9 protein-coding genes and 1 pseudogene are annotated in these 16706 nt (G+C 70.3%); 3 read left to right on the top strand and 7 right to left on the bottom strand.

Annotation, left to right across the window (positions count from 1 at the left end; all coding sequences use genetic code 11):
• Window positions 1-87: 87 nt before the first annotated feature.
• Window positions 88-624: a GNAT family N-acetyltransferase gene (locus AB0I68_RS02180; protein WP_363175243.1), complete on the top strand. Its 537-nt coding sequence runs from the start codon at window positions 88-90 to the stop codon at window positions 622-624.
• Here the strand turns inward: AB0I68_RS02180 and pulA are convergent.
• The 3 genes from pulA to AB0I68_RS02195 form a co-directional block, all read right to left on the bottom strand.
• Window positions 611-5962: a pullulanase-type alpha-1,6-glucosidase gene (gene pulA / locus AB0I68_RS02185; RefSeq protein ID WP_363175244.1), complete on the bottom strand. Its 5352-nt coding sequence runs from the start codon at window positions 5960-5962 to the stop codon at window positions 611-613. The two genes, AB0I68_RS02180 and pulA, sit on opposite strands and share 14 nt — an antisense overlap.
• Before the next feature lie 96 nt (window positions 5963-6058).
• Entirely contained in the window at window positions 6059-7756 is a 1698-nt protein-coding gene (locus AB0I68_RS02190; protein WP_363175245.1) for a carbohydrate-binding module family 20 domain-containing protein, read from the bottom strand.
• Window positions 7757-7941: 185 nt separating this feature from the next.
• Window positions 7942-9120: a methyltransferase domain-containing protein gene (locus tag AB0I68_RS02195; RefSeq protein WP_363175246.1), complete on the bottom strand. Its 1179-nt coding sequence runs from the start codon at window positions 9118-9120 to the stop codon at window positions 7942-7944.
• A 593-nt stretch (window positions 9121-9713) separates the two neighbouring features.
• Between AB0I68_RS02195 and AB0I68_RS02200 the strand changes: the two are divergent.
• Window positions 9714-10966, top strand: a pseudogene (locus AB0I68_RS02200) (helix-turn-helix domain-containing protein).
• Between the two features lie 14 nt (window positions 10967-10980).
• Window positions 10981-11346: a hypothetical protein gene (locus AB0I68_RS02205; RefSeq protein ID WP_363175247.1), complete on the top strand. Its 366-nt coding sequence runs from the start codon at window positions 10981-10983 to the stop codon at window positions 11344-11346.
• A 750-nt stretch (window positions 11347-12096) separates the two neighbouring features.
• Here the strand turns inward: AB0I68_RS02205 and AB0I68_RS02210 are convergent.
• The 4 genes from AB0I68_RS02210 to AB0I68_RS02225 all read right to left on the bottom strand — a co-directional run bounded on the left by AB0I68_RS02210 (window position 12097) and on the right by AB0I68_RS02225 (window position 16704).
• Window positions 12097-13104: a LacI family DNA-binding transcriptional regulator gene (locus AB0I68_RS02210; RefSeq protein WP_363175248.1), complete on the bottom strand. Its 1008-nt coding sequence runs from the start codon at window positions 13102-13104 to the stop codon at window positions 12097-12099.
• Window positions 13101-14720: a glycoside hydrolase family 13 protein gene (locus tag AB0I68_RS02215; protein ID WP_363175249.1), complete on the bottom strand. Its 1620-nt coding sequence runs from the start codon at window positions 14718-14720 to the stop codon at window positions 13101-13103. The genes AB0I68_RS02210 and AB0I68_RS02215 overlap by 4 nt, the downstream gene beginning before the upstream one ends.
• A 74-nt stretch (window positions 14721-14794) precedes the next feature.
• Window positions 14795-15664, bottom strand: a complete 870-nt coding sequence (locus tag AB0I68_RS02220; RefSeq protein ID WP_363175250.1) for a carbohydrate ABC transporter permease — start codon at window positions 15662-15664, stop codon at window positions 14795-14797.
• Window positions 15665-15666: 2 nt separating this feature from the next.
• The gene (locus AB0I68_RS02225; protein ID WP_363175251.1) at window positions 15667-16704 is read right to left on the bottom strand and encodes a sugar ABC transporter permease; all 1038 of its coding nucleotides are present in this window, start codon (window positions 16702-16704) and stop codon (window positions 15667-15669) included.
• Window positions 16705-16706: the final 2 nt, after the last annotated feature.

The following is a 16706-nucleotide window of genomic DNA, read 5'->3' on the forward strand; positions in this document are numbered from 1 at the left end:
GCCCCGGGTAACCGGCCCCGCCGGCCTGCCCCCCGCGAGCGGCCCCGGCGACCGGACCCCGGTGATCATCCGCGTGATAATACGCCCGTGATCATTGATGAAGGGATCTTGTTCCGGCGGGCCGTGGAGAAGGACGCCTCCACGCTGGTGGCCCTGTACGACCAGGCCGCCCGGTGGATGCGCAAGCACGGGATCGACCAGTGGAAGCCGGGGGACAAGGACGCCGCGCACTTCCTGGCGAAGATGCGCGAGGGCGAGGTGTGGCTCGCGGGGGACGCCGACGGGCGGATCATCGGCGCGTACGAGCTGTGGTGGTCCGACGAGGAGGCCTGGGGCGTGCAGCCGCCGGTCGCCGGCTACGTGCACCGGCTGATGGTGGAACGCGAAACCGCGCCCGCGGGGGCCGGACGCCGGATGCTCGAACATGCCGAGCGCCGGATCGCCGGGTCCGGATTGCCGCGGGCGCGGCTGGACTGCGTCTCCACCAACCCCCGGCTGCTCGCGTACTACCGGCGTGCGGGCTACCGGGTGGTCGGGGAGTTCCCCCACAAGGAGGGCAAGGACGGACGGGTGTACGGGGTGATCCTGCTGGAGAAGCGGCTCGATCAGCTCACCGTCGTGTGAGGTTCCGGGTGAAGACGGCGACCGTGCGGGCCGGGGTGGTGAACTCTCCTGTCCGTGCGTCGTACGTCGCCTGCTTGACCGCGGGGTCGGCTCCGGCCGCCTGGACCGGGTGCAGGGCGTAGGCGGTGCCCGCGAGGGCCGGGATGCGCTGGGGCTGGGTGGCGGGGGTGGCGTTGAAGACCACCACCAGGTCGCCGAGGGTCATGGTGATCACCCCCGGGGTCTCGTCCTTGCCGGAGAGCGGGAAGGCCAGCGCGGCCTGGACCGCCTCCGGTGTGGTGAGGGCGAAGGACGGTTCCGTCGTACGGATCTTCAGCAGGTCGCGGTAGGCCGACGAGGCGCCCGTGATGTCGGCGCAGGCGGGTACCGGGCCGGTCAGCAGGGGCTTCGCGTACAGCCACTTGGAGCCGTTGTCGGCGGCCGGCGGCAGGCCCCGGCCGAAGCCGTTGCCGTCGCGGCAGTCCCAGTGGACGGCGTTGAACCAGTCGCCGCTGTCGTACGAGTTGCGGTCCAGGGACTTCGAGCGGAGCAGGTCCGTACCCGCCTGGGACAGCGACGGGCCCTGCGAGAGGGTGCCGACGGCCATCGCCAGGACCTGCATCCGGGCCCGGTCGGCGGTGGAGGTGCCCTGCGGGAGCTTGTACGCCAGGGCGTCGGCCAGGGTTTCGTTGTCGTGGGCGTCCGCGTAGGAGAGGGCGTCGCCCGGGGCCGCCGCGTATCCGGCCGGGGCGCCGTTGTAGTCCACCCCGGAGCCCGAGGTGTGCCGGCCCGCGCTGTCCGTGAAGGTGTACGCGGCGAGGTTGCCGGACAGCCCGACCTTGATCAGGTCCTGGGCGTGCAGGAGCCGGGCCCGCTGCTGGTCCGCGGTGCCGTTCGCGGGCGACGCGTTCGGGGCCGTGAACAGGCCCGAGGCGAAGCCCTGGACGCGCGGGTCCTCGTCGAAGGGGCCGCCGCCGCGGACCGCGTCGCGCGAACGGTCCGAGAAGGTGGCGATGCCGGTACCGGCCATGTTCTTCTGCGTGGCCTGGACGAAGCGGGCGTCGTCCGCGACCTCGCCGAAGTTCCAGCCCTCCCCGTAGAGGATGATCTTCTTGCCGTCGACGCCGTCCTTGGCGACGGTCAGGGCGTCGAGGGCCCCCCGGACGGCCAGGATGTTCGCCTTCGGGTGGTGGCCCATCAGGTCGAAGCGGAAGCCGTCGACCTTGTACTCCCTGGCCCAGGTGACGATCGAGTCCACGACGAGGCGGCCCATCATGGCGTTCTCGGGAGCCGTGTTGGCGCAGCAGCTGGAGTTGGCGACGGAGCCGTCCGCCAGCAGCCGCTGGTAGTAGCCCGGCACGATCCTGTCCAGCACCGACTTGTCGGACTGGCCGGACGCCACCGTGTGGTTGTAGACCACGTCCATCACCGTGCGCAGGCCGGCCCCGTTCAACGACTGGACCATCCTGCGGAACTCGACCGTACGGGCCGTGCCGTTCGGGTCGCTCGCGTACGAGCCCTCCGGCACGGTGTAGTGCAGCGGGTCGTAGCCCCAGTTGTACGCGTCCTTCGCGGCCGCGGCGGCCACGCAGGCCTGCTGCTCCGGCGAGTCCGGCGCGTACACCTTCAGGTCGCAGGCGGGTTCGGTGCGGTCGGAGGCCTTCTCCGGGATCGTGCCGATGTCGAAGGCGGGCAGGAGGTGGACGTACGAGGTGCCGGACGCGGCCAGCGCGCGCAGGTGCTGCATGCCCGCCGAACCGGTGTCGGTGAAGGCCAGGTACTGGCCGGGGTGGGCGCTCGTGCGGTCCGCGACCGAGAAGTCGCGGATGTGGAGCTCCTGGATCTGCGCCGAGGTGAAGGGGACGGGCGCGGGCTTGCGCAGGGCGCCCCAGCCGGGCGGGGCCAGCTTCGGGTCGGCCAGGTCGACGGCCAGGCTGTACGTGGAGTCCGTGGTCAGGGCGGTGGAGTACGGGTCGGTGACGAGGTTGCGGACCACCTGGCGGGTGCTCGGGGCCCACACGGTCACGGCGTAGCGGTACGGCTTGCCGGTCCAGTTGCGCTCACCGCGCACCGACCAGACGCCGGTGGTGTCGTCGCGGTGCATGGCGACGGTGCGGCCGTCGAGCTCGAGGGCGACCTGCTGGGCCGTGGGGGCCCAAACGGAGAGGGTGGGGCGGCCGTCCTTGAAGACCGGGCCGAGCGCGGCCGTGTTCGCGTACAGGTCGTCGAGTACGCCGGCGAGCTGCACGCCGGTGGCGGCCAGGACGGCGCCGTTCGCGGCGCGGGCGCTCGCGACGAGCTGCCCGCGCAGGGCCTCCCGTACGCGGTCCCGGTCGCGCGGGTCGACGGAGTAGGCGGCGTACGTCGCCAGGTGCGGGAACTTCTGCTTCTGGGCGGCGGTGAGCTCGGCCTTGGTGAGGCGCAGCCACTGCGCGCCGCTCGCGTGCAGGATGCCGTTCTCCGCGGTGACGGTGCCTTCGCGGGAGGCGAGGAGCTGTACGGAGGCGGCGGCCGCGGGGGCGTTCCAGGCGAGGGTGTCGCGGTCGATCCAGACGGCCTCGGCCTTGGTGAGGTCCACGGCGGCCGAGGAGCCGGCGGGCTGCGGGAGGAGGTACGGGGCCCGGCCGCCCAGCATCCAGACCTCGTGGCCCGTGGCCTTCAGGTCGAGGGACTGGTCGGTGGGGAGGTCCTTCTCGTCGCCCTTGTGGAGGATGTAGCTGAGGCTGGTCGCGCCGGCCGCGAGCGGGACCTCGTACACCGCGCCGTAGGAGTCGGTGCGGGCGGGCATCAGCGGCTTGGACCAGTCGGTCGGGGTCGCGGCGCCGGTCCAGACGTGCAGGCCCCAGCCGTCGTAGGCGCCGTCGGCGCGCTGGTAGTGGAGGACGGCCTTGGCCTGGTCCTGCGGCGGGTAGGCGGGGCGGTCGGTGCGGGCCGCCTCCGTGCCCTGCTCCAGCCAGACCTCGCCGCTCTTGGTCACGTCGAGGGTGCGGTCGGCGGCGACGTCCTTGTTGCCGTCCTTGTCGATGACGAGGTAGCCGATGGAGGAGGCGCCGGGCTTGAGGCGGACGTAGGCGAAGGCGCCGTACGCGTCGCGGCCGGTGAAGTCGTGCCCGGCGGGCCAGGGGGTGGCTTCGCCGTCGGCGAGGTCGCCCCAGGCGTACAGCCGCCGGTTCGTGTAGTCGCCGTCGGGGCGGTGGTAGTGGACGACCGCGTAGTCGCGCTGGGTGGCGGTGGGGACCGGGACGGGCGGGACCTGGCCCGAGACGGACTCGGCGAGGACGCTCGCGGTGCGGCCGGCGGAGTCGACGACGACGGCCTTGTAGCGCAGCGGGGTGCCGGCCGGGGCCGTGACGTCTTGGGTGACCTTGTACGGGGCGTGGTCGGCGGAGCCGAGGACCTGCCACTTCCCGGTGCCGGTCTGGGCGGCGAAGACGACCCGGTTCAGGCCGCCGCCGGTGACGTCGGCGGACAGCTCGACGGTGCCGGTCGCGCCGGCGGCCGGGGCCTTCAGGGTCAGGGCGGGCTTGACGGCGGGGGCCGCGAGGGGGGCGGTGGCCTGGAGGACCACCGAGCCGAGGGCGGGGACGGTGACGGTCAGCTTGCCGGCGGCCGAGGACCGGATCAGCGCGGTGCCGCCGTACAGGGTGCGGTACTGGGCGCCGGCCGGGGCGTCGAGCTCGACGGTCCGTGCCTGGGTGCCGTTGTTCGCGGCGACCAGGTACTCGGTGCGGGTACGGCTGTCCGTACGGGCGAAGGCGTAGACGGAACCGTCGGAGAAACGTTCACTCTGAACGCCGTCCCGCAGGGCCGGGTGGTCCTTCGTCAGCTTCGAGAGAGCACTGATCTGCCGGTAGAGCGGGTGTCCCGGATCGTAAGCATCGCTCGCATGGGTGCGCACCGTTCCGAGCTGGTCGTCGTCCAGGTAGTCGGCGACCTGCGTGGCGAACAGCGGTTGCCGGGCGTCCTTGTCGCCGCCTGCGCCCGTGAAGCCCTGCTCATCGCCGGAGTAGATCACCGGATTGCCCCGGGAGAAGAACATCAGCTCGTTGGCGAGCCGGTAGCGGTCCAGCAGCTCCTGCTCCCCCGCCCCCGGCCGGTCCTGCTTCAGGAAGCTCCCGAAGCGGCCCATGTCGTGGTTGCCGAGGAAGGTGACCTGCTCGTACGCGTTCGCCTTGTCCGTGGTGTACCGGTAGTCGTCGGCCAGTACGGAGCCCAGCCGCGAGGCCGCCGCGCCCTGGGAGGCGTACGCGCGGATCGCGTCCTGGAGCGGGAAGTCGAGGGTGGCGTCGAGGCGCCCGCGCGTCACGTACGGGGAGGTGACGGCGGTGTCGGCGGAGTAGACCTCGCCGAACATGAAGAAGTTCTTCCGGCCGCGCTGGGCGGCGTACTTGTCGAGGGCGGTGGCCCACTGCGTCCAGAACCCGGTGTTGACGTGCTTGACCGTGTCGATGCGGAAGCCGTCGATCGCGAAGTCCTTGACCCACTTCTCGTAGATCTTCTCCATCCCGCTGACGACCTCGGGACGCTCGGTCCACAGGTCGTCGAGGCCGAAGAAGTCACCCTGCCCGGAGGATTCCCCGGCGAAGGTGGAGTCGCCCCGGTTGTGGTACATCGTCGGGTCGTTGAGCCAGGCGGGAGCCTTCAGGCCCTTCTTCGCATCGGGCACGAACGGCGTCCGCGGAAAGGACCCGGCACCGACCGCGGGGAACTTCAGCTTCCCGTCGGCGTAGTCGGAATCATCGAAGGGCACCCCGTCCTTCGTCAGATAGGGAAAGGCTCCCTTCGACAGATAGGAGTACGACTGCTCCCGGTAGTCGACGACATCGGCGGTGTGGTTGGTGATGACGTCGAAGAAGACCTTCATCCCCTTCGCGTGCGCCTTGTCGATCAGCCGCTCCAGGTCGGCGTTGGTGCCGAAGTGCGGGTCGACCTGGGTGAAGTCGGTGATCCAGTACCCGTGGTACCCGGCGGAGACATCGGCCCCCTTCCCCTGCACCGGCTGGTTCTTGAAGATCGGCGCCATCCAGATGGCGGTGGTGCCGAGCCCCTTGATGTAGTCGAGCCGGTCGGTCAGGCCCTTGAGGTCGCCGCCCTGGTAGAAGCCCTTGTCCGTCGGGTCCAGCCCGGTCTCGAGCCGGGTGCCGGTCAGGCCGCCGGTGTCGTTGCGCGGATCGCCGTTCGCGAACCGGTCCGGGAGGACGAAGTAGAACTGGTCCCGGGTCAGGTCGTGGCGTGCGGGCTCGGCGGCCAGCTTCGCATCCGAGGGCGGGGCAGGCGGCGCGGCGGCCACTGCCGGGAGGGCGGGCAGGAGCGTCACGGCCAGGGCGGCGGCGATCGCTCCTGCGGCGGGGCGTATCAAGGCGGGTCTCCTTGTGTACGTGGCACGTGGATGAGGGCCGCCCGGCGATGGCAGGGATACGGATGCCGGGCGGCCCTGGTCTGTGTGAGGAGGGGGTCAGTTGCGCCAGGTGTCGTTCAGCAGGACCGTGCCGCTCGCCGGGACGGTGGCGGTGCGGTTGGCCCCGCTCTCCCAGGTGACGTTCCCGGCGGCGTCCTTGCGGAGGTACTTGTACGAGAAGGCGGTCCCGGCCGGGAGCGACACGTCGAGCTTCCAGACGGGGTAGGCCGCCGGGTCGAGCTTGAGGGCGCCGGCGGTGTTCCAGCCGCCGAGCTCGGCGCGGTCCCCGGTGACGTAGACGTTCTGCCCGAGGGCGGTGGTGGCGTTGACGGCGAAGGCGGCGCCGGCGGGGCTTGCGGGTGTGCCGGTGCAGGTACGGGCGTTCACGTGCAGGGCAAGGGCGGTACCGGCCCCCAGGGTGGCGGTGAACTGCCCGGCGGAGTTCACCGTGACCGTGCGCCCGCTCTGCACATCGCAGTAGTCGCCGGCGGCCAAGGAGGTCTGGAAGGTCCGGGTGAGGCCCGCGCCCTCGTGGTTGATGGCGACGTACGCCTTGGCGCCGCGCCCGAAGGCGATCTGGTCCCCGCCGTTGTCCCACCAGTCGGTGACGGCCTGGCCGCGGGCCGCGTTGCGGAAGCCGACCATGGAGGAGATCTCCCGCCAGGCGTGCTGGCACTTCCACCCGTCGGCGTAACAGGCGTTCACCGCTCCGCCGTTGGGCGGGCCGGCGTCCTTGTCGGTCCACTCGTACCCGGAGTGCACGTCGGGGGACCCGTACGGCCAGGCCAGCATGAAGACGCTGGCGAGGGTGTAGGCGGAGCCGTCCTTGTAGTTCAGGGTGTCGCCGACCCGCTCGGTGTCATGATTGTCGACAAAGACACCGGACTGCCCGCTCGGCATGTACCCCCAGGCCTCGCCGAAGTTCTTCAGGTAGGCGAGGTTCTCGCTCTGGAAGACGCGCTTGAGGTCCCGGGCGTAACGGAACTCCTGCACATCGCCGTTGCCGAGGTACTCACTCGGCGACACGGCCTCACCGGCCCCGTAGATCGCCTCCTGCTTCCAGTAGACGGAAGGGTTCGCCAACCGGGACTTGATGTTGGCGAGGTCGGCGGCGGGCATGTGCTTGGCGGCGTCGATCCGGAAGCCGTCGACGCCCAGCGACAGCAGGTCGTTCAGGTACCCGGCGATCCGCCCGCGCACGTAGTCCTCACCCGTGTCCAGATCGGCGAGCTGCACGAGCTCGCAGTTCTGCACATTGGCCCGGTCCTGGTAGTTGGAGACGGTCGCGCGGCAGTCGTCCATGTCGGAACCGGAGTAGATCCCCGGATAGTTGTACTTCGTGTACGAGGACCCACCGGTCCCGACGCCGTCGCCGGCGGCCATGTGGTTGATCACGGAGTCGGCGACGACCTTCACCCCGGCGGCGTGACAGGTGTCGACCATGGCCTTGAACGCGGCCCGATCACCCAACCGTCCGGCGATCCGATAACTGACGGGCTGGTACGAAGTCCACCACTGCGACCCCTGGATGTGCTCCTGGGGCGGCGAAACCTGCACGTACCCGTACCCGGCGGGCCCGAGCGAATCGGTGCAGGCCTTGGCGACGGAGTCGAACCGCCACTCGAACAGCACGGCCGTGACGTCCTTGTCACCGGGCGCCGCGGCAACGGCCTGCGGCGCCTGACCGGCGAGGGTGGCGGCGGCAAGTGCGGTGGCGGCGAAAAGTGTTGCAGCCCTGACGGCTCTGGCAGGCATGCGGGGGGGCCTCCTGGCGGAAGAGGTGGGGATGCCAGCGACCGTAGGGGCCAGGTAAGAGCGCTGCAAGACTTTGCGCAAGAGATTGCAGAATTGTTTCCAGGGCGTGTCCTGCCGGACAGACGGCACTGCTACGCCCAAGACGCCCCGCCAAGCCAACACCCGACGAGGCAGAGGCGGATCGTTCAGCTCAGGTCGGGCACGGCACGGTCCGGCGTGTCGAGCCAAGCCATATGGCTTCCGTCCGGGCGAACGGTGAGACCGAAGCGTTCAGGCCCAGGGCGACCCGCAGCGCGCCACCAGCCGTGGGCGGCCTCGACCGATTCCCACAAGCGCCGCGGCCCGTGCTCCCACACGGTGAACCGGTCGGAGCGCTCGCCGTCCCAGTCCACGGCAGCCCACGACATGGCATCGGTCGTGCCCAGCCACAACCGCGAGGCGACGCCCTTCACATCGGGGGCGTCGTGCCAGGTCCGCCAGACGTTGCGCAGCTGGAGTCCGATCGCGAACTGAGCTGCCCAGTCGTCGCCGGAGACCGCCCACGGAGACAGCCGGGTACGGGATTCGATCGGCATGTGTTCCTCTCGGACCACATCGCGGTAGATCCGCAGGTCCGTGCGCTGTCCGCGCATCAGCATGAACGCCGAGTGCGGGAAGAAGGAGCCCGAGGCGGCCCCGTACCCGTCCACGGTCAGTCGCAGCAGCCCGTAGCAGAACCACGGCGACTCCCATGGCGCAAGGATGACCCCGCCCGGCTTCGTCTGCCTGATCCACGCCGGTGGAATCGACCGCACCGAACACGTCGCGATCACGCGGTCGTAAAGACCTCCGGCCTCGCACCCGAAGGCCCCGTCACCGCAGATCCCTTTCGGCGCCAGACCCACGCTCCTGAGACGGTCCCCCGCGTGCGCGGCCAGTGCCGGATCCACATCGACCGTGGTCACCCGCTCCGGCCCAAGGCGGTATGCCAGCAAGCCCGCATTCCACCCTGTCCCCGCGCCGATCTCCAACACGTTGTGACCCGCCGCCGTATCCAGCATGTCGAGCATGCGGAAGACGATCGAGGGTGCCGAAGCCGAACAGGAAGCCCAGCGCTCCCCGGGCTCCGCCTCCTGCCCGTCGTTGACCTGAGTGACCACGGCAGTATCCGCGTACGCGTGGCGCAGCCAGGACGCCGGCGCCAGATCTCGGGAGCATTCCGCCAAGTCGTCACCCACCCATACCGTCTCGGGCAGAAAGGCATGCCGGGGCACGGCCCAGAATGCGCTTTCCCAGGCTGGCGCCAGCGGGGCGCCCAGGCTCTCGTTCACCGAGCCGAGCAAGCTGCGCATGGCGGCCCGCTCGCCCGCTCCGATCTGCGTCATCCCCGTACGCCTACTTCCCCTTGTGCTTCGGCTCCGGCGGCGGCTTGGCCGTATCCGAAGATGGCTTCGCCGTGCCCGGGTCCTTCTTCCCCGCGTGCTTCCCATCGCCCCCGCTTCCGCCCTTGCCCGTTCCCCATCCCATGCCGCTCTCCTTCGACTCGCAGCGATCGTTCAACTTCATGGCGCAGGCCGCAGCGACCGGGCCCGGACCGTCCGGCGCCCGAGGCAGCGCGCGCAGTCACACGGCGGAAACCGCTCCGGCGACGCCAGGACGACGACCGGATCGCCCTCCCGCACCACGGACTCCTGCTCCCACGTCCGCCCCGCATCGCGAGACACCCGCACGGTCATCAGCACCCGCAGCTCACCCCCACCCAGCCCCCGGATCACAGCGACCCCCCGAACCCATTGGCCACCAGAGCGCCGTTCTTCGTTGCCATGCCCGAGCCCTTCCGCAGTGCCGTGCCCGCCTCGTTCGCGGTAACTCCAAGGAAACTGCCGGAAGTCGGCGTTCTCCACGGCATACATGCCGCATTCTTGGGTCAGATCCGTGGACGGGTACCGAAGGTTCAAGGGCGCGGGAAGGGAGCGTCATGGGGTTGCCTGAACGGCGTAAGTCCCTGGGTTACAGCCAGGAGAAACTGGCCGAGTTACTCGGCGTTGACCGCACCACGATCGGGCGCTGGGAGAGCGGGAGAGTCGCGCCCCAACCACCCCAGCGACGAGGCTTGGCAACCGCGCTCGGGCTCAGCCTCCAAGAGCTCGACTCCCTCCTGGCGGAGCTACGAACCTCATGCCCGGAGACCCCAACCCAGCAGTCCAGTGACCATTCAACTGCGGGAGACCCCGACGAGATGATCCGCCGCGAATTCCTCCGCGTTCTCACCGTCAGCGGGGCGCTGACCGCCCTGTCGGCCGACGAAGTCGAGGCTCTCGCGGACGGGGTACTCAGGAGGACCCCAGCCGACTTCGAGCGGATGAACAGGCACCTGTGGCAGGTCTACCAGCTGGCCCGTTCAAGGGCTCGGTCTACCCGGTCATCAGAGACCAGCTCGCGGCGCTGAACGAGGCATTGACCACCGGCGGAGGTCGTTCTGAGTTGCTCTTGTATGCGACGGCCGACCTCTTCCAAATGGCCGGCGAGGTCGCGTTCGACAGTAACCGATACACCGATGCCGCGGCCTCATACTCGCTCGCAGCGTCGGTCAGCAAGGACGCAGGGTGCTACGACCTGTGGGCCTGTGCCCTCGTGCGCCACGCCTACGTGGAGATGTCCGAGCAGCGCTACCGCCAGGCGGCGCAGATCCTCGGTGCAGCCGAGCGTCTGGCCGGGCAAGGGGACAGGGGTCTTTCGACTCGCCATTGGATCGCATCGGTTCAGGCACAGGCGTATGCCGGTCTCGGCGATTTGGCGGCATGTGAACGCGCGCTGGACCAGGCAGAGGAGGTCAAAGACCTCGCTCCGGACAGCTCCAACGGCGGATGGCTCCGGTTCGACGGCACACGGATGGCCGAGGAGCGTGGAGCACGGTACGTGCGGCTTGGCCGCCTGGACCTGGCAGAGGAGACTTTGAATCGCGCGCTACAAGAGACCGCTCTTGCGTCGGGTCAGTCGTACCGGCGTAGAGGTGCGGTGCTGGCCGACCTGGCCGCGATCGGCGCGAAACGACGCGATCCCGAGCAGGTGGTTGCGTACGGCCGAGAGGCTGTCCGACTGGCCCAAGCCTCGTCCTCCGGATACGTCGCCCGTAGACTCCGAGCCCTGTGCGACGAGTTCGGCCCCTTGAGGCACAACCACAGCGTGGCGGAGCTGGGGGCGGAGATCGCCGCACTGGGCTCACCGTGACAAGAGGAGTTGGCATGTCGCAGACCGAAGGTGCACGGCTGTTCCGGGAGACGTGGATCGCGGGCGTGCACCAGCACTTCCCAGGGGAACCCAAGCCCGGCTACGTCACGCCGTGGGACGACACCCCGCAGTGGGAGCGCGAGGCGGCCGGGTCCGTCTACGAGCAGGTCCGCCAGTTCGTCGAGATCAGCGGCGGTCACACATCGAGGCTGTCCCGCGAGCAGAAGAGCCGGTTCGTCGCAACGTGCTGGACAGCCCAGATGTTCAAGCGCTTCGAGGATCCCAAGCCCGCGTACGTGGCTGACTGGCCCGACCTGCCGAACTGGCAACAGGAGACCGATGCCGACATCTTCGAGGCCATTGAAAAGGCCGTCAGCTGATTCGAGTGCTCTGGGCAGCGGGGCAGGCCGAACAATGTTCCCGGAAAGGCTCCGCAAACGGATCGACGACTGGCGAAGCGGGCAAGGCCCCGTCGTCCGCTGAGATGCTCGCCCCAGACGGCAGCCGGACGCCAAGCCGGCCGAAGCGCGTAGCGATCTGCCGCGCCCACGGGCCAACCGGAGCTCCACGGGCATCTGCACGCTGCCTCCTGCGGCTTGCCCCCGCCCCCCGACCCGGGACGCCCGACGATGGGCCCTTGACGGAGCCGTTCCCCTCCCCGCGCCGCATCCGGGCCGGGCTCGGTGGTCCCGGGACGGAAACCCGGGATGACAGGGGCCGCCGGGCGGCATCTCCGATCAGGGCTCATCGGAATCCGAACCCCCGGCCATCCTTCGGGGGCTTCCCGGCAGTCTTCGTCTTTCCGGGGCGGGCCGGGCAGTCAGGGGTGGAGCGCAGCGACATCGCGAAGCGACGCGACGACGAGGAACGAGGAGGAGCGCCCTTGACGGCCCGGCACGCACCGGAAGGACAGTGGACTGACGGGAAGCCCCCGTACCCACTCCCGACACCGTCCGGCCGAAGCCGCCCAAGGCAGGCCGCAGCGGGGCCGGGCGCCTGATACCCCCTCGTCCGGCAGCCTCCCGCCCCGCCCTCTCAGCCGCCGGGGCCGGGCGGGCGACCACCGGCCGGGCCCGACACCGCTCGGGGGTGGAAGCGGCCCGCGCTGCGCAGCCCGCCCCACCCTCCCCCTACTCCCCCGGCCCCTGCCCCGTGGATCCCCGTACCACCAGTTCGGGCTGGAACACGTACTCCGTGCGCTGGACCGGGGTGCCGCCGACCGCCTCCAGGAGGGCGCCGACCGCAGCCGTCGCCATCGCGCGGACCGGCTGGCGGATCGTCGTCAGCGGCGGGTCCGTGAAGGCGATCAGCGGCGAGTCGTCGAAGCCGACCACCGACACGTCCTCCGGTACCCGCAGCCCCCGCTCGCGGACCGCGCGGATCACGCCGAGCGCCATCGGGTCGCTGCCGCACACGATGCCGGTGCAGCCGCGGTCCAGCAGGGCGCCCCCCGCCGCGTGGCCGCCCTCCACCGTGAACAGCGTGCGCTGGATGAGGCCGTCCTCCTCGGCCCCCGGCACGGCGGCGACGAAGCCCTGCTCCTTGCGGGCCGACGGCACGTACCGGGTCGGCCCGATGGCCAGGCCGATCCGCCGGTGGCCGAGGTCCTCGAGGTGCCGGACGGCCATGTCGGCGGCCGCCCGGTCGTCCGGGGAGATGAAGGGGGCGTTGACGTGCTCGTTGAAGCCGTTGATCAGGACGAAGGGGACGCCCCGGGAGGACAGCCTCTGGTAGCGGGAGGGGTCCAGGGACGAGTCCGAGTGCAGGCCGGACAGGAAGACGATCCCCGTGACCCCCCGCTCCTCCAGCTGCTCCACCAGTTCGTCCTCGGTGGCGCCGCCCGGCGTCTGCGTGCACAGCACCGGCGTGTACCCGTGGCCTGCCAGCGCCTGCTCTATGACCTGCGCGAACGCCGGAAAGATCGGGTTGGTCAGCTCCGGGATGAGGAGCCCCACCAGGCCGTTGCTGCGGCGGCGCAGCCGTACGGGCCGCTCGTAGCCGAGCAGGTCCATGGCGGCCAGCACCTTGTGCCGGGTGCCGGCCGCCACGCCCGCCTTGCCGTTGAGCACACGGCTGACCGTCGCCTCGCTGACCTGGGCCTGCGCGGCGATGTCCGTCAGCCGGAGCGCGGAGGTCACCCCTGCCACCACACCGCCGTGTCGGCCCCGAGGACTCCGGGGTCCGTCAGGTCGTCGCTGGCGAGGAGCACGGTGCCGGGCGGGGACATGCGTACGGCCTCCCCCGTCGTGTTCACGGTGCAGACGAAGTCCCCGCGGCGGAACGCCAGGACGCCCTCCGGCGCCTGCAGCCACTCCACCGCGTCGCCCGCGCCCAGCTCGGCCCGCTCCCGGCGGATCCGCAGCGCCGCCCGGTACAGCTCCAGCGTGGAGGAGGGGTCGCCCGTCTGGGCGGCCACGCTCAGGCCCGCCCACTCGGCCGGCTGGGGCAGCCAGCTGCCGCCCTCGCCGAAGCCGTACGGGGCCTGGTCGCCCGACCACGGGATCGGCACGCGGCAGCCGTCGCGCAGTCCGTCCTGGCCGTTCTCCTTGAAGAAGGACGGGTCCTGGCGCACCTCGTCGGGCAGGTCCACGACCTCCGGCAGGCCGAGCTCCTCGCCCTGGTAGACGTACGCCGACCCGGGCAGGGCGAGCATCAGCAGCGCGGCGGCCCGCGCGCGGGCGAGGCCCTGGGCGCCGCCGCCGTACCGCGTGACGTGCCGTACGACGTCGTGGTTGGACAGCACCCACGTCGTCGGGGCGCCCACGGTGCGCATCGCGTCGAGCGAGTCGTCGATGGCGCCGCGCAGCGCGGCCGCGTCCCAGCCGGTGTTCAGGTAGTGGAAGTTGAAGGCCTGGTGCAGCTCGTCGGGGCGCAGGTAGAGCGCGGTGCGGTCGGCGCTCGGGGTCCAGGCCTCGGCGACGCCGATGCGGTCGCCGGCGTACTCGTCCAGCACGGTCCGCCAGGAGCGGTAGATCTCGTGGACCCCGTCCTGGTCGAAGAAGGGCAGCACCTGGTTGCCGAGCAGCTTGAGCTGTTCGTCGCGGCCGAGGTCGGGCAGGCCGGGGGCCTTGACGAGACCGTGGGCGACGTCGATGCGGAAGCCGTCGACCCCCAGGTCGAGCCAGAACCGGAGCACGGAGCGGAACTCGTCCTGGACGGCGGGGTGTTCCCAGTTGAAGTCGGGCTGCTCGGGGGCGAAGAGGTGCAGGTACCACTCGCCGTCGGCGACGCGGGTCCAGGCGGGCCCGCCGAAGATGGACTCCCAGTCGTTCGGGGGCTCGGAGCCGTCCGCGCCCTGCCCCGGGCGGAAGTGGAAGCGCTCGCGCAGCGGGCTGCCGGGGCCTTCCCGCAGTGCCTGCTTGAACCATTCGTGCTGGTCGGAGCAGTGGTTGGGGACCAGGTCCACGATGATGCGCAAGCCCAGCTCGTGGGCTTCGCGGATCACGGCGTCGGCGTCGTGCAGGGTGCCGAACATGGGGTCGATGGCCCGGTAGTCGGCGACGTCGTAGCCGGCGTCGGCCTGCGGGGAGGCGTAGAAGGGGCTGAGCCAGACGGCGTCGACGCCCAGCTCCTTGAGGTAGGGCAGTCGGCTGCGGATGCCTTCGAGGTCCCCCATGCCGTCCCCGTTGGAGTCGGCGAAGCTGCGCGGATAGACCTGGTAGATCACCGCTTCTCTCCACCAACCGGGCCGGGTGCCGGTCGGGGTGGGAAGGCCACTGTCCGAGGTCAGTGCGTCGGCGAGGTGCTGGGTCATGTCGTCCTTGAAGAGATCGGGCCGGGGGTGTGTGGGGGCAGGCGCCGGGTGGTCAGCCCGTGGTCGCGAGGGGGTCAGCCCTTGGTCGCGCCTGCCGTCATCCCGGCGACGAGGTGACGCTGGGCGAAGAGGAAGAAGACTGCGGCGGGGATGGCGATGAGGACGGAAGCGGCACTCATCGCACCCCAGTTGGAGGTGTACTGCGTGACGAAGGTCTGCAGGCCTCCGGCGAGGGTGAGGTGTTCGTCGCCGACCATGAAGGCGGAGGCGTACGCGACTTCGCCCCAGGCGGTGATGAAGGAGTAGAAGCCGGTGACGGCGAGGCCGGGCTTGGCCAGCGGGAGGATGAGGCGCCAGAAGGTGCCGAAGGGGTTGAGCCCGTCGACGCGGCCGGATTCGTCGATCTCGACCGGGATGGTGTCGAAGAAGCCCTTCATCATCCAGGCGCAGAACGGCACCGCGATGGTGAGGTACGTGATGATCAGGCCGAGCGGCTGGTTGAGCAGCCCCAGCTGTCCCATGAGGTTGTAGAGCGGGACGATGAGGATGGCCATCGGGAACATCTGCGTGATGAGCAGGGTCCACATCAGCGGCTTCATGCCGGGGAACTTGAACCGGCTGACCGCGTAGCCCGTGGTGGCGGCGATGAACACGCCGAGCACGGTGGTGATGCCGGCGACGAGCACGGAGTTGCCGAACCAGGTGAGGAAGGAGGTCGACTCCAGCAGGTACCGGTAGTTGTCGAAGGTCGGTTCCTTCACGAAGTCCGTGGAGATGGCGTGCTTCGCGGGCTTGATCGAGGTCAGCAGGACCCACAGCACCGGGAAGACGGCGATCACGGACGCGACGATCAGGGTGGCGTGCAGGCCGGTGGAGGCGAGCGGGGAGCGCTGCCCCCTGATGCGCGGGGTACTGGGGTTACTCGGGGTGCTCGAGGTCGTCACGGTCACCACACCTCTCCCTGCTTGCGCAGCGAGCGCCGGTAGACCAGCGCGAAGATCATGAGCAGGGCGAGGATGAGCACGCCCCAGGTGGCGGAGCCCGCGAAGTCGCGCGGGCTGGACACGAAGGCCTCGCGGAAGGCCTGGGTCACCAGGATCTCGGTGGAGTCACCCGGTCCGCCCCGCGTCAGCAGGAAGATCACCGGGAACATGTTGAAGGTCCAGATGGTGGAGAGCAGGATCACGGTCATGCTCACCGTGCGCAGTCCGGGCAGGGTGATGTGCCGGAACCGCTGCCAGGCCGTGGCACCGTCCATCTCGGCGGCCTCGTAGAGCTCGCCGGGGATGGACTGCAGACCGCCGAGCAGGGCGACCATCATGAAGGGGACGCCGAGCCAGACGTTGACGGCGACGACGGAGAACTTCGCCCAGGTGGGGTCGTCGAGCCACGGAATCGCCGAGATGCCGCCACCGTCGAGGATCTTGTTGAGGATCCCGCTGTCGCGGTTGAAGAGGAACCGCCAGGCGAAGACGGAGACGAAGCCGGGGACGGCCCAGGGCAGGATGAGCGCCATCCGGTAGGCGGCGCGGCCCCGGAAGTCCCGGTTGAGCATGTTGGCCAGGGCCAGTCCGAGCGTGAAGGTGATCGACACGCACAGGACGGTCCAGGTGATCGTCCAGACCAGTCGCTGGAGGAACACCGGGTCCCCGAGGACGGCCGTGTAGTTGTCGAGCCCGACAAACCGGTACGTCGCGTCGATGTGGCGGACGCCGATGGTACGGGCGACGTTGCGCTCGTTGGCATCGGTCAGCGACAGGTAGATGCCGCGGAAGAGCGGCCAGCCGATGATCACGCCGAGGACGAGCACCACCGGGGCGACCATGGCCCAGGCGTACCAGTGGGTGGCGAGGGCGCGCCTCAGTCCACCGCCGTTCCGGGTCTTCGCGCTGTCAGTCCTGCGGCTCCGGCCGCGGGCGGCGACGGTGTCCTCCCCGTCGCTGCCCGCGGCCTTCGCCACCGACTGGCTGGTGTGAGCAGCCATCG

Source organism: Streptomyces sp. NPDC050448, assembly GCF_040655295.1.
Classification (GTDB): domain Bacteria; phylum Actinomycetota; class Actinomycetes; order Streptomycetales; family Streptomycetaceae; genus Streptomyces.